At 67.2% G+C, this 13725-nt stretch carries 11 protein-coding genes; 5 read left to right on the top strand and 6 right to left on the bottom strand.

The window, feature by feature from the left end; genetic code table 11:
* Positions 1-243: 243 nt before the first annotated feature.
* The 4 genes from AC1DRE_RS04645 to AC1DRE_RS04630 are packed head-to-tail and all read left to right on the top strand — an operon-like array spanning position 244 to position 3411.
* Entirely contained in the window at positions 244-1212 is a 969-nt protein-coding gene (locus AC1DRE_RS04645; RefSeq protein ID WP_476983620.1) for a thiamine pyrophosphate-dependent enzyme, read from the top strand.
* Positions 1205-2257 carry an alpha-ketoacid dehydrogenase subunit beta gene (locus tag AC1DRE_RS04640; RefSeq protein ID WP_476983530.1) on the top strand — a complete coding sequence of 351 codons (1053 nt, stop codon included), beginning with the start codon at positions 1205-1207 and terminating at the stop codon, positions 2255-2257. The genes AC1DRE_RS04645 and AC1DRE_RS04640 overlap by 8 nt, the downstream gene beginning before the upstream one ends.
* A complete protein-coding gene (locus AC1DRE_RS04635) occupies positions 2250-2579 on the top strand; it encodes a biotin/lipoyl-containing protein (RefSeq protein WP_476983529.1) in 330 nt (109 codons plus the stop codon). Before AC1DRE_RS04640 ends, AC1DRE_RS04635 begins: the two co-directional genes overlap by 8 nt.
* Before the next feature lie 4 nt (positions 2580-2583).
* The gene (locus AC1DRE_RS04630; RefSeq protein WP_476983528.1) at positions 2584-3411 is read left to right on the top strand and encodes an alpha/beta fold hydrolase; all 828 of its coding nucleotides are present in this window, start codon (positions 2584-2586) and stop codon (positions 3409-3411) included.
* Positions 3412-3483: 72 nt separating this feature from the next.
* Here the strand turns inward: AC1DRE_RS04630 and AC1DRE_RS04625 are convergent, their stop codons facing one another.
* The 3 genes from AC1DRE_RS04625 to AC1DRE_RS04615 form a co-directional block, all read right to left on the bottom strand.
* Positions 3484-4818, bottom strand: coding sequence for an MFS transporter (locus AC1DRE_RS04625; protein ID WP_476983527.1), 1335 nt, complete (start codon positions 4816-4818; stop codon positions 3484-3486).
* A gap of 179 nt (positions 4819-4997) precedes the next feature.
* Positions 4998-6452 carry a 4-hydroxyphenylacetate 3-monooxygenase, oxygenase component gene (gene hpaB / locus AC1DRE_RS04620; protein WP_476983526.1) on the bottom strand — a complete coding sequence of 485 codons (1455 nt, stop codon included), beginning with the start codon at positions 6450-6452 and terminating at the stop codon, positions 4998-5000.
* 72 nt (positions 6453-6524) lie between these two features.
* Positions 6525-7022 (bottom strand): flavin reductase family protein, encoded by a 498-nt coding sequence (locus tag AC1DRE_RS04615; protein ID WP_476983525.1) that lies wholly within the window; start codon positions 7020-7022, stop codon positions 6525-6527.
* 184 nt (positions 7023-7206) lie between these two features.
* Between AC1DRE_RS04615 and AC1DRE_RS04610 the strand changes: the two genes are divergently transcribed.
* Entirely contained in the window at positions 7207-7941 is a 735-nt protein-coding gene (locus tag AC1DRE_RS04610; RefSeq protein WP_476983524.1) for an IclR family transcriptional regulator, read from the top strand.
* A gap of 18 nt (positions 7942-7959) precedes the next feature.
* Here AC1DRE_RS04610 and AC1DRE_RS04605 read toward each other — a convergent pair whose 3' ends face one another.
* From AC1DRE_RS04605 to AC1DRE_RS04595, 3 genes are all read right to left on the bottom strand, one after another.
* Positions 7960-9357, bottom strand: a complete 1398-nt coding sequence (locus AC1DRE_RS04605) for an MFS transporter (protein WP_476983523.1) — start codon at positions 9355-9357, stop codon at positions 7960-7962.
* A 120-nt stretch (positions 9358-9477) separates the two neighbouring features.
* Entirely contained in the window at positions 9478-12534 is a 3057-nt protein-coding gene (locus tag AC1DRE_RS04600; RefSeq protein ID WP_476983522.1) for an AAA family ATPase, read from the bottom strand.
* The gene (locus AC1DRE_RS04595) at positions 12531-13703 is read right to left on the bottom strand and encodes an exonuclease SbcCD subunit D (protein WP_476983521.1); all 1173 of its coding nucleotides are present in this window, start codon (positions 13701-13703) and stop codon (positions 12531-12533) included. The genes AC1DRE_RS04600 and AC1DRE_RS04595 overlap by 4 nt, the downstream gene beginning before the upstream one ends.
* Between the last annotated feature and the right edge of the window lie 22 nt (positions 13704-13725).

Raw genomic sequence — 13725 nt, 5'->3', positions numbered from 1 at the left:
TCCGCTAGGCAAATTGCTATGCGGTTCGGCTTCACTGATGGCAGCTTTCGGCAATCTGGCCAGTGATTCCTGAGCTGATTGCCCAGCCGTACACTGGTGACTAGGGTCACAGCTATGGATACCCCGCTTTCCCCGACCGCCGGCACCCACGCCGTCCCGCCGTCGGAACCACACTCCGGGCAACTGTCCGGCCTTCCGTCCGAGCCGCTGACCGCCGAACAGCTCCGCGAACTGTATTCGCTTATGGTGGCCGTCCGGCACCTGGACACCTCGGCCATCGCCTGGCAGCGCCAGGGGCTCATTCCCGGCTACGCGCCCGAACTCGGCCAGGAGGCCGCACAGGTGGGAAGCGGCTACGCCGTGGACACCACCCGCGACTTCGTCTTTCCCACCTACCGCGAAATGGGCGTGGCCCGGGCCATGGGAGTGGACATGGTGGCGTACATGTCCACGCACAAGGCCACGTGGCACGGCGGACTCTACAACCCCCTGGAATCCCGGCTGGCGCCGATCCAGGCTGTAGTGGGCGGTTCCGTGCTCCACGCCGTGGGCTGGGCCCACGGCCAGACACTGGCCGGCACCGCCGACGCCACGCCCGGCGTGGCCATGACCTACTTCGGCGACGGCGCCTCCTCCCAGGGCGACATCCATGAAGCCATGAACTTCGCGGCAGTCATGAAGGCTCCCGTGGTCTTCTTCGTGCAAAACAATGGCTGGGCTATCTCGGTCCCCACCGAACGCCAGGTGGCTGGCGGCTCCGTCGCCGCCCGCGCGGCCGGGTACGGCATTCCGGCGCTGCGGATTGACGGGAACGACGTCGTCGCCGTCGTCGAAGCGACCCGGAACGCCTTCGCATACTGCCGGGCAGGCAACGGCCCGGTGCTGATCGAGGCCATAACCTACCGGCGCGGCCCGCACTCCACCTCTGATGATCCGGGCCGCTACCGCTCCCTCAACGAGGAGCGCGACGGCGCCGGGGAGGACCCGCTGGAACGGTTCCGGAAGCGGCTGCTCGCCGACGGCGTCGCCGACGAGGCCTTCTTCGCCGAAGCCCTCGCAGCAGCCAAGGCCGAAGAGGAAGAAATCCGCGCCGGCATCCAGGCGCTCGGCTCCCGACCCGGCAGCGAAATGTTCGATCTGGTCTTCCAGGAAACCACACCTGCACTCCAGGCCCAGGCAGCCAACTGGCGCGAGGAGTCCGAACATGTCTAACGCCATCCTTGAAAGCGAGGCCGCCATGGCCGATGGAACCCCACGCCGCGGAGTCGAACAGCTTTCCATGCAGCAGGCGCTGAACCGCGCCCTCGACGAGGTCCTGGCCGGGAATCCGAAAACGCTGATCTTCGGTGAGGACTGCGGACGGCTGGGCGGCGTGTTCCGCATTACGGACGGGCTCCAGGCGAAGTACGGAACCGGCAGGGTGTTTGACACCCCGCTCGCCGAGTCCGGCATCCTCGGCATGTCCGTGGGCCTTGCGATGGCCGGCTTCCACCCGATCCCCGAGGTCCAGTTCGACGGCTTCGCCTATCCGGCGATCAACCAGATCGTCTGCCAGATGGCTCGGATGAACTACCGCAGCCGGGGCACCATGCCGATGCCCATCACGTTGCGGGTGCCCAGCTTCGGCGGCATCCGCGCCCCCGAACACCATGGCGAAAGCCTCGAGGCACTCTTCGCCCACGTTCCCGGCCTCAAGGTGGTTTCGCCGTCGAACCCGCACGAGGCCTACCACCTGCTCAAGTACGCAGCCACCCGCCCGGACCCGGTGATCTTCATGGAGCCGAAGTCCCGCTACTGGCAGATGGGCGAGGTCAACTTCGACTCCGCGGACCCGTCCGGCTCCTCCCCCACCGGCGCCAAGGTCATGCGCGAAGGCCGGCACCTGACCCTCGTGGCCTGGGGTGCCATGGTGGCCCGCTGCCTGCAGGTGGCCGAGCTCGCCGCCGAGGACGGGATCGACATTGAAGTCCTGGACCTGCGCTGGCTGAAGCCCATCGACGAAGCGGCGCTGACGGCGTCCGTGCGGAAGACGCGGCGCGCCGTCGTCGTCCACGAAGCGCCGCTGACCTCGGGGCTGGGCGCCGAAGTGGCCCAGCTGATCACGCAGGGCTGCTTTGACACGCTCAAGGCTCCCGTGGAGCGAATCACCGGCTTCGACGTCCCGTACCCCTCCGGCGACCTGGAAGACGAATACATCCCGAACATTGACCGGATCCTCTTTGGCATCCAGCGAGTATTGGAGTACCGCCGTGGCTGAAATTTCCTTCCCGCTTCCCGACCTCGGCGAGGGCCTGATCGAGGCGACAGTACTGGAATGGCTGGTTTCACCGGGTGACCAGGTGGAACGGAACCAGCCGCTCGTCGAGGTGGAAACCACCAAATCGGCCGTTGAACTGCCCAGTCCGCAGGCAGGTAAAGTGGTGCGTACCCACGGCGGGCCCGGCGACAAGATCAATGTCGGCGAGCCCCTGATTGTGTTTGAGGTGCCGGACAACACCGCCGGCATCGTGGGCACGGTCCCGAAGGAAGAGGCACCGAAGCGCCGGGTCCGCCTGAGCGCCGTACTTGATGAGGACTGACACCATGAGCGGCAGGCACACCGGCGAGCAGCACCACCACACCGTGGAGGGCACCGACCCCCAGCTTTACGTGGAGGTGCACGAACCGGAGGCCGACGCCGGGCTGCGGCCCGTCCTGCTGCTGCACGGATTTTCGTCCTCCACCAGGCTCAACTGGCAGGACACCGGCTGGCTGTCCGCCCTGCTGGAAGCCGGCCGCCGCGTCATCACCGTGGACCTGCCCGGCCACGGCCGGAGCGGAGCCCCGGAGGACATGGACTCGTACAGCCCGAGCAGGATCCGGGCAGACCTCCTGCAGGTGGCGTTCGACGCCGGCGCCCGTCCTTTGCGGGACGGCGACCCGGCCAGCGGTCTCGACGTGATCGGCTACTCCCTGGGATCCCGGCTCGCATGGGAATTCGGCGCCACCCAGCCGGAACTGGTTCACCGGCTGGTGCTCGGGGGCCCCAACATCGCGGACCCGTTGGCCGCTTTCGACCTGGTGGCCGCGCAGCGGTACCTGGCGGACGGCACGCCCATCGCGGACGAGTCCACTGCCGGGCTGCTGAAGATGGCGCAGGGGCTGCCCAGCAACAACATCTTTGCGCTGCTGTCCCTCGTGGAGGCGATCAAGGGCGAGCCCTTCGACCCGGCCGAAGCCATCCCGCATATGCCCATGCTGCTCGTGGCCGGCGAAAAGGACGACCGCGCCGCCACCATGCCCGAGCTCGCCGAACTGGGCGCCAAGTCAGGGGCACTCGTGGAGCAGCTGCTGATTCCGGGCCGGAACCACAGCAACGTGATCACCAGCAGGGCATTCAAGCAGGGCGCAATCGACTTCCTGAGCGTCTAGAGAGTCCTGCACCAAGAACGGCGGGCACGGACCGCATTCGGTCCGTGCCCGCCGCCGCCTGATCAGCGTGGCCTAGTGGTGGCTGCTGACGCCCAACGGGCGTCCCTTGGTTTCCTTGGCGAGGATGACGCCCACAGCGGAGATGACGCACAGGATCATGATGTAGATGCCGATGGACCCGGTCCACTTGGTGCTCTGCATCAGCGCTTCGGCGATGGTCGCGGCGAACGCGCCGCCCAGGATCGCACCGAAGGCGTAGCCGATCGAGATGCCGGAGTAGCGGACGTTGGCCGGGAACATCTCGGCATACATGGCCGACATCGGACCGTACGACAGGCCGAGGCCGATGGTCAGGACGAAGAGGGCCAGGCCGTAGAGCATGATGTTCTTGGTATCGATCAGGGCGAACATCGGGATCATCCAGGCGAACACGATGCCATAGCCGATGAGGAACGTCTTGACCCGGCCGATCTTGTCGGAGAGCCAGCCTCCCACGAGCGTGAAGATCAGCCAGCCGAAGGACGCCAGCGTAGTGGCCAGCAGGATCTCCGCGACCGGCATCTTCAGTGTCTTGGTGGCGTAGGAGATGAAGAACGCGATCAGCAGGTATCCGGCGGCGTTGTTGCCGATGAAGATCATGGTGGAGTAGAGCACGGACTTCTTATGGTGTTTGATCAGCTGGCCGAGCGGGGCCTTGGCCTTCTCCTTGCGCTCGATCATTTCCTTGAAGACGGGGCTCTCGGCAACTGCGCGGCGGATCAGGTACCCGACCACGATCAGCACGATGGAGAGCAGGAACGGCACGCGCCAGCCCCACGCGGCGAAGTCTTCCTTCGACATGCTCGTGTTGAGGAAGTACAGCAGGCCCGTGGCCAGGATCATGCCGACGGGAACCCCGATCTGCGGGTAGGCGCCGAACAGGCCGCGCTTGCTCATGGGGGCGTGCTCGACGGCCATCAGGGCCGCACCGCCCCATTCGCCGCCGGCGGAGAAGCCCTGGATGATGCGGAGGGTGATCAGCATGATCGGGGCCCAGACACCGATGGTCTCGTAGGTCGGCAGCACGCCGATCAGCGCCGTGGCGGCACCCATCATGATGAGCGTGAAGACCAGCATGGCCTTTCGGCCCAGGCGGTCCCCGAGATGCCCGGCAATGATCGCGCCGAGCGGGCGGAACAGGAAGCTGATGCCGATCAGGGCAAAGGACAGGATCTGCGCCAGGCCCGGATTGGAGGCGTTCAGCGGGGCAAGGAACAGCGGCGACAGCAGCGTTGCTGTCAGCTGGGCAAAGATGAAGAAGTCGTACCACTCGATGGTGGTGCCGACCAGCGTGCCTGCGAGGACTTTGCGTTCCTCATGCTTGCTGCTGGGGCCCGCCTCTGAATCGACGTGTGAAGTTGCGGTCATTGGAACTCCGTGGCTGGGGGCAGGGACACTGCCGGAGATTAATTGGGCCGTGCGATTTACTGATCGAACGGTCAGTTGGTATGAGGATACTCGATTGTGTGACAAAGCGCACTTAAATCTTCGCGGGGCCCTCGGCCGTCACCGGCGGCGGCGACCGGGAACCGCACATTTCCGCCATGTCAGTCCTTCCGGTTGAGGAATTCCCGAACGCGGGCCCGGACCGGCTCGCGGTCGTAGGTGTTGACGAGGGCACTGGCCATCCGGACGGGATCCCCGAAGAAGAAGTACTCATAGAGGGACTGGCGGCCCGAGAACCCTGAGATGGAGGCGTCGAAGGCCAGCTTGAACAGGCGGACACGCTCAGGGCCCGTGAGCGTTTTGCCCTGCAGGTACGTGTCGATGTCGGCCCTGGCCCCGCTGTTGACGTCAGCCTCGCCGGGCAGCGCCATCAGCCCGGACGCCGAGAACTTCCGGATGATCTGCGGGAAGCGCTGGGCGATCTTGGGGTACCAGTTCCTGGCGGCGTTCAGCGTGGACCACTTGGGCAGCATCATCCCGGCCTCGTTGAGCTGGGCGTCCGCCTCGGACGCCCGGACCAGCGCCTTGCCGATTTCGACGTCGATGATGAGTTCCGCGATGTCCTCCTGGATGTGCTGGAAGCTGTCGATGCCGATCGAATCGGCGAGCTCGGACGCCAGGCCGAGGAAGAACTCGCTCTTGGCGATGGTCCGCGTGACCACCTGGTGCGTCATCAGGGCACCCGCGCCGGTCTCCGAGTAGAAGGCATTGCACAGCTGCGGATTGCCGAGCATGAAGATCCGCTCACTCGGCACGAACACCTTGTCGAAGATTGCGACGGCGTCCATCTCCTCGTAGCGCGAGGCCAGCGGTTCGTCGTGGGTGCTTCCGCCGTTGTACAGCGAGGTGCGGCACAGGTAGCGCAAGCCCGGCGCATCGTTGGGAATGGCAAACGCGAAGGAGTACGGCGCATCCTCGGGGGTGCCGCGCAGCACAGTGGACGGAAAAACGAGGAGTTCATCGGCAATCGGCGCGATGGTGGCCAGCATGCGCGCGCCGCTGATCACAATGCCGTCCTCGCGCTCTTCGACGATGTGCGCCGTCAGCTGCCCGCCCATCTGCTCGGAGCCCGAGACGGAGCGGTTGACCTGCGGCGGGATGAGCGTATGCGTGGCCAGGACGTCATTCTCGCGCGCCCACTCGTAGTACTTCCGGATATTTTCGCCGAATTTGGGGTCGGCCTGCGCGAACCATTTCTCTGCGGTACTGAGCGCCGTCAGGGATGAGTTCATATAGTCTCCCGAGCGGCCGAGGAAACCGTTGGAGGCTTCGGCCCAGGTGGAGATGGCCCTGCGCCGGCGCTGAAGGTCCTCAACCGTACGGGGAACCAGGAAGGACGCGTTCACCAGGTCGCCGGTTGCGGGCGAGGTGTACGTCAGGGCTTCCTGGTATGCGGGGTCGTGCTGCATGTCGAACAGCTTCGCGTAAGACTTTGCCACGTTGCGGAATGCGGGGTGTTCGGCGATTTTCTCGCTGACCACTTCCCCGTCGATCACCACATGGGGCGTCATTGCGTTGAGCTTGTCCAGGTACTGCTGGCCGGTTCGGATGCCCATTGTTGTTCCTCCAGTCGTCGTTGAGCTGTAGTCGGGTTAATCAGTGGCCCCCAGGGTTCGGGGATGGCAGCGCTACAGAAGGTCCTCCATGCCCAACTGGCTCTCCGGGATGGTGGTGAAGGCGCTGTTGGCGAAAGCCAGGGCGTCTCCGTTGCGGTAATTGAAATCCACCACCTCGCCGACATACAGGGTGTGGTCGCCGCCGTCGTACTCCGCCCATGGCGTGCACTCGAAGTAGGCGAGGACGCTGGACAGCCGCGGCGCTGTCCCGCCTTCCACCCACCGGGGTTCGGGCCCCGGGCGGCCGGCGAAGTGCATGGCCAGCTGCCGCTGTTCGGCGCCCAGGATGTTCACGGTAAACGGACGGCCGGCCAGCTCATCATGCGCCTTGGCGGTCCGCGCAATACCGACCAGGACCAGGGGCGGCTCCATGGACACGGACATGAACGAATTGACGGTGATGCCGTGGCGCTTGGTGACGCCGTCGAACGTCACGATCGCCACTCCGGTGGCAAACCTGCCGAGGCTCCCGCGGAAATGGTGGGACCGCGGGGCGGGTGTTCTGCCCATGGCTTCGGGAGCCTCTCCCGGGCGGGGCCTGGCAATCATCATTGATCCCTTGGACTGGCTGTTCTATATTTGAATTGTTCTATAATTGAACTTATAGTTCCCATATGGAACGCTAGCCCAAAGTGAGACGCAACACAAGACCCTGCGGACAGGGCGCCACAGATCCCGGCCTAGGATGGACTGCATGACTCAGACCGCAGGCGCCGGCGCACAGGCTGCGCCCGCGCCGGCTTCTCCCTCCCAGACCCTTTCGCGCGGCATCCGCGCGCTGGAAATCCTGGCCGAAGCCGCGCAGCCACTCACCATCGCGGAACTCGCGGACGCCATGGGTGTCCACCGTTCCGTGGCCTACCGGATCCTGCGCACGCTGGAGGACCATTCACTCCTGGTCCGGGACGACGCCGGCAGGGTCCAGCCCGGCCCGGGCCTGGCCGTCCTGGCGAGGGGGGTTTCACGCACGTTGCAGTCTGCAGCGTTGCCTGAGCTGACCCAACTTGCCAACAGCCTGAACATGACCGCCTTTATCGCGGTGTGGGACCACCAGGACTGCATCACCCTCGTGACGGTGGAGCCCAGGCACTCGTCCGCGACAGTGGTCCAGCACCCCGGCTCGCGGCACCCGATCAGCGCCGGAGCCCCGGGCATCGCCATCCAGTCGGCGCTCACGGAACAGGACTGGAAGCTGTTGGCACCGGATATCCCCTACCGGGCCGAGGCGGCGGAAGCACGGAAACGCGGCTACGCGGCAAGCCACGACGAAGTCATCGCCGGGGTTTCATCGCTGGCCGCCCCCATCAACGTGCCGGGCGGCCGCCCCGCATCGGTCGCCGTCGTCTATATCCGCTCAACGCAGGATCCTGCCGAGGTGGCGTCCGCCCTGACATCGAGCGCGGCCCGCATCGAGAAGCAACTGCTGTAACGCGCCTGGCCGGCTGCCCTACCCAGCGGCTGCCGGCGTCGCCGTCCGGCGCTGGCGGATGACGACGGCGGCGGCCGCCCCGAGCAGGAACAGCGCCGCTGCGGCGCACACCGGTACGAGGAACGCTGCGGAATACCCCTGGTGCTGCGCCAGTTGTCCGGCGATGGAGGACCCCAGAGCCGTGCCGGCGACAATGCCGCTGGCGAGGGCTGTCATGACCGTTCCCAGGCGCCCGGCAGGAGCCACCACCCCGCCGATGGCGAACACGGTGACCATCAGCGGGCCCACCGGCAGTCCCAGGACCAGCAGAACCAATACCATCGGGAGCACCGAGGCCGGGAGCAGGAGGAGCACGGCGAGGCCGGCCATCAGCACGGCGCTGACCATCCAGCGTGCTGACAGCGTGAAGCGCTGGGGCCAGTAGGCAACGCTCAGCGCAGCCGCGGCGGAACTCAGCCCCATGACGGCGTACAGCAGCCCGGCGATTTCGGCGGTGGCGAAGCCCGCGGAGAAGGCACTCAGCCCGGTCTGGGTGGAACCGAAGAATGTTCCCATGCACACCATGGCCAGGACGGGCAAGGCTACGGCCGCCATGCCCGCGCCCCGGATGCCAGCAGCCGGAGAGCCGGCGGGGCCGGGGCCAGCAGCCGCGGGAGTGCCACGCCGGCGGCGCACGCTCAGGGGTACCGCACGGTGCGTGCGGTGGACGGCGAACGCAGGAACCAGGGTGATGGTCAGGGCGGCGGCGAGGGCAAGCGGGAGCCACGGGGCGATCAGGCTGGCAAGGATGCCCACCAACGCAGGGCCGAGGACGAAGGTCAGTTCATCCGCCGTGCTTTCGTAGGACAGGGCGGCGTCCAGGTCCTGTGCGTTGCCCGCCCTGCTGCCCCGGGCGGTCAGGGCCATCCACCGGACTCGGGCAAGGGGACCCACCTGGGGACAGCTCGCTCCGGCCACGAAACCCGCTGCAAGGACGGGTACTGCGTCCGCCAGGTCCCGGCCTGACGGGACGAGATAGGCCGTGAGGATCAGGCCCACCACGGCGGCGGTATTGAAAATCGCGGCGAACAGCAGCACGGGCCGCTGGCCCAGGCGGTCCGCCCACGCACCGAGGACAGGTGCCCCCAGCGCGGAGCCGATGCCCACCGCTCCGGCTGCTGCTCCGCCCACGGCGTACGAGCCCGTGACCGCGGTAACCAGGGTCAGGGCGCCCACTGTCAGCATGGCCAGGGGAAGACGGGCGAAGAGTCCCAGCGGGATGAATCCCCTGCCGGCCAGCAAAGGGAGCCGGGCGTAGCGGCCACCCGTCGGCGAAGGCGGGTTCGGGAGATCCTGCTCAGAATGAGGGGCGGGGTGTGCGGTGTCCGCGGCCGATGATGTTGCGGCAGATGCCTGCAAAGACGTTGAAGGAGTCATTATTCCGGGTTCGTTCAAGAGTGCGCATCGTCCCTCCTCCCGATGCGCGCGACCCGGTAACTCTTCAATTGTAGCCGAGGCCTCAATGCGGTGAACGAGGACCCGGCGCGTGCCTGCGGGTCATGCCACGGCGTCGTCGGAAATGTGAAGGGTGGAGCCGTTCCGACCCTTGACCACCTGCAGTTGGGTGTTGATGCGTTGCTTCATTTCCGGCACGTGGCTCACAAGCCCGACCACGCGGCCGCCGTCCCGGAGCCCCTCGAGGGCGTCCATCACCTGTTCAAGGGCCTGTTCGTCGAGGCTGCCGAAACCTTCGTCCACGAAGAGTGTCTCGATGTCGACTCCGCCGGACTCCTGCTGCACCACATCGGCGAGACCCAGGGCCAGGGCCAACGAGGCCATGAATGATTCGCCGCCGGACAGCGTGGCGGTGTCCCTGCGGTGGCCGGTCCATTGGTCCACGACCTCCAGTCCCAGGCCGGATTTGGCTCCGCGGGCCGCTTTGGCGTCCGTGTGCTGCAGGGTATAGCGGCCGTCGCTCATGCCGACCAGCCGCTCCGAGGCGGCGATGGCTACCTGCTCAAGCCTGGCGGCGAGCACGTAGCTGCTCAGGCTCATGCGGTAGGTGTTGTCCCCGGCGCCGCGGGCTGCTTCGGACACGGCGGTCAGCAGCGCTGCACGTTCCCTGGGTCCCTGGCCCGAAGCTGCGAGCCGGGCATAGTCCGCCGCGATCCGCCGGACGGTCAGCACTGACTTGTCCGCGAGGCCTGCGCCCACGACGGCTTGCCTGGCGGTTCGTTCAGCGGCAGCAGCCTCGGCGCGGAGCAGTTCGAGCTCCGCGGTCTCCACCGGGCCGTCCGCTGCCAGCTCCCGGGCGGCCAGGGTGAGCTCCTCACCGGCGAAGAGTTCCGCGACGCGCGCGGCCTCGTCCTGGCCGGCGCGGATGGCTGCTTCGAGCACGGCCGCGTCCGGGGCGGGCAGCAGGACTGACCGCACCGCCTCCACGGATTCGAAGCCGGAGTCCGGGAGCGCCTGCTCCAGCTGCTGGCCTGCGTCCGCGGCCCGCAGCCGGGCCTGTTCGAGACCGGTCCGCGCTGCATCTGTTCGTTCCAGGAGCGCCGTTGTTCCACGCAGGGATGTGATGCGGCCGCCAAGGGTCGGGTAGCCGGCACGCAGTTTGCGCAGCGCCCCCTCCAGGGCGTCGGCCTGTTCCAGGACCTCCAGAAGGGTGGATTCCGTTTTCGCGATGCGGGACTCAGTGGCCGCCTGCGTCGATTCGGCAGCGGCGATCTGCTCGCCCAGTTCCATTTGCCGTTCCCGGTCCGCAGCGAGTTCCCTGGCAGCCAGGATGGCCTGGTCCGCCCGTTCCTTCGCCAGGGCGGCGTCGGCGCGGGCTTCCTCCGGCGGGGTGTCGCCGCCTTGGGCCGCCAGGACAGCGACCTGCTGCCGCACGTTGGCAAGTTCGGTCTCCAGTGACGCAAGGACCGCTTCTGCTGCCTCGCAGGCTTCCTGGGCGCCCCGTTCCGCTTCAGCAACGGCCAACGCCGCCGTGGCCGCGGGCGCGGGAGACGGATGCTCGGGGCTCCCGCACACCGGGCAGGGCTCGGCCGGCAGCAGCTGGGAAGCGAGTTCCGCAGCGGCATTGGCGAGCCGTTCTTCCCGCAGATCCAGCCAGCGCTGACGGTGGTTCTGGTGGTCATCCCGGGCCAGGCGGTGCCGTTCCGCAACGCCGGAACATACCTGGACCGCTGCGGTGTGCCGGCTGACCATGGCCACGAGTTCTTCTGCGGCCGCGGCTTCCTTCGTCCGCAGCTGGGCCTCCGCAGCGAGCTCCTCAAGGGGCTGCACCCGCTGCTGCAGCGCGGCAGCCTCGTCGCGCAGTGCATCAAGGGCCGCCGCGCCCGCCCGGCTTGCCTGCCCCAGCTGCTTCAACGTCGCCTGAAGTTCGGTCCTGCGGACCACCACCCCGTCCAGCCTGGCCTCGTCAGGCAGGCGTTCCTCGAGCACGGCGCGGAGGGACCTCAGGCGGGTGAGCTCGCTGCGCAGTACTTCAGCCTCGAAAAGCGGTTCGCCCTGGCCGGCGGCGGCGGAAAGGGCAACAAGCTCCGGGTCCAGAAGTACCGCCGCATGCAGTTCGTCGGCCGCCGCGGCCATCGCCCTGGCAGCCCGCTCTTCGGCGTCCCCGGCCCTGTCCATGGCCTGAAGCTGGCCACCAAGGACTTCGGCCTTGCGGTGCAGGCCAAGGCGCTCAGATTTTTCCTCGAGCTCGGGGGCTGCGGCGTCTGCGGCGTCCCGCCGCCGTTCTGCTGCTGAGAGTTTCGCCTGGCGGGCGGCGCGGGCGGCGGCCGCCTCGAGGCGTTTGGCGCTCCCGGTGCGCTGCGCTTCCGCCTGTTCAGCTGCGGATTGCAATGCCGCTGCCCTGGCCGTAACGGACTCCTGCAGCCAGTCAAGGAGTTCCTCCGGGGCCTCCGGCTGCGGGAGGGCGCCAGGCAGGTCCTGTTCCGGCGGCGCCGCTTCGGACCGGGCCTGTGCCAGCAGGAAGTCCAACTGGGTGTTCAGGCCGGCGACCTCCGCACGGGAATCGGCGGCCCGGCGGGCAAGTTCCTGTTCGACGGCTTCGAACCGTTGCGTGCCAAAGAGGCTTTGGAGCAGGTCGAGCCGGTCCGCGGGTTTCGACCGGAGAAACGCGGCGAAGTCGCCCTGCGGCAGCATGACCACCCGGGTGAACTGGTCCCGGTCCATACCCAGCACCGAGCTTATTTCCGCTCCGGCTTCATCGTTCCGGCCGGACTTCTCGATCCACTGCCCGTCGACGCGTTCGCGCAGCAGGGTGTTGGCCTTCTGCTCCGTAAATCCGTTTCTGCCCCGTGCACTGGGCCTGTTCCAGGCAGGGATCCGTGACACTTCAAAGCGCCTGCCCTTGGCGGAGAACTCACACGTGACCCGTGGTTCGGCGGAGGCATCGGCGTGGTCGCTGCGGAGGCGCTTGCCTTCCTGGCGTGCGCCCGGCACGGATCCGTAGAGGGCAAAGCAGATGGCATCGAGCACGCTGGTCTTGCCGGCGCCGGTGGCCCCGTTCAGCAGGAAGAGTCCGTGCGCGCTGAGCCGGTCAAAGTCGATGTGCTCGGTGCCTGCGAAGGGGCCGAACGCGGAAATTTCGAGGCGGTGGATCCTCATCGTGACATCTCCTCCAGGCGTACGGCTTCGAGGGCTTCCCCCAGGACGGCAGCTTCCGCGTCGTCGGTGCTTCGGCCGCGAACGTGTTCGAGGAAGCCGCAGCAGATGGAAAGATCGTCCTCCGCCGCGGCGAGCCTGCTGCTGTAACTCGTCCTGGCGTCGGCAGCCGCGCCTTCGGGATCGAAGCCCAGAACCAGTGTGTCCGGAAAGCGGGCCCGCAGTTTGTCCATGGCCTGGGCGGGACGCTGGGCATCCGTCAGGGTGATCTGGCAATAGGCGGCCTCGGCCCAGGAATGCTCCTCTGCTGAGAGCAGGTGGTCCAGCGTGCCCCGCAGTACGGCGAGGGGGCGCGGGGCGTCCCACAGGACCTCACTGACCTCGGTGATGCCCGTGGCATCCGCTTCGATCAGCCAGCCTCCCTTGCGGTGCTTTGCCTCGGAGAACGAGTAGGCGAGCGGCGATCCGGAGTACCGGACCGTTGGCGAGAGCGACTGCCTGCCGTGGAGGTGGCCCAGCGCGGTGTAACCGAAGCCGTCGAACAGGTCCAGCGGAACGGCGCCGACTCCGCCGATGCTCAGGTCCCGTTCGCTGTCCGAGCTGATGCCGCCGCTCGCGAAAGTGTGGGCCAGCACCACGGAATGGACCTGCCTGCCCGTGGCCCGGGCGCCCACGTCAGCCCGGATCCTCCCGGTGGCCGCGCGTGTCACTTCGAAGTGGCTCGCGGGCTCAACGCCCAGCTGCTCGGCGACCAGCCGGGGCTCGAGCCACGGAATGCCGTAGATGGCCAGCACGGGACCGTCAGCCGAAGAGTCCAGCGGAAACAGCACCGGAACGTCCAGTTCGGCCAGCCGGGTCCGCAGGTGCACTCCCCCGCGTTCCAGCAGCCGTGAGGCGAAGCCGAGGCGGATGGCGGAATCGTGGTTGCCGCTGGTGAGGACCACCTGCGCTCCCGCGTCCGTCAGCCGCACCAGGGCATCGTCGAGGAGGCGCACCACGTCAACCCCCGGCAGGGCACGGTCGTAGACATCACCGGCGATCAGGACGACGTCCACCTGTTCCGCGCGGACGAAATCGACCAGCTGGTCGATGAAGCGCTGCTGGGCGTCCAGCATGCCAACGCCGTGGAACGACCTGCCCAGGTGCCAATCGGAAGTGTGCAATAACCGCATGTTCTTAAGCTATCCGCGGGTA

This window comes from Arthrobacter sp. P4_H3, assembly GCF_056400885.1.
This window is presented reverse-complemented; position numbering and strand designations above follow the sequence as displayed.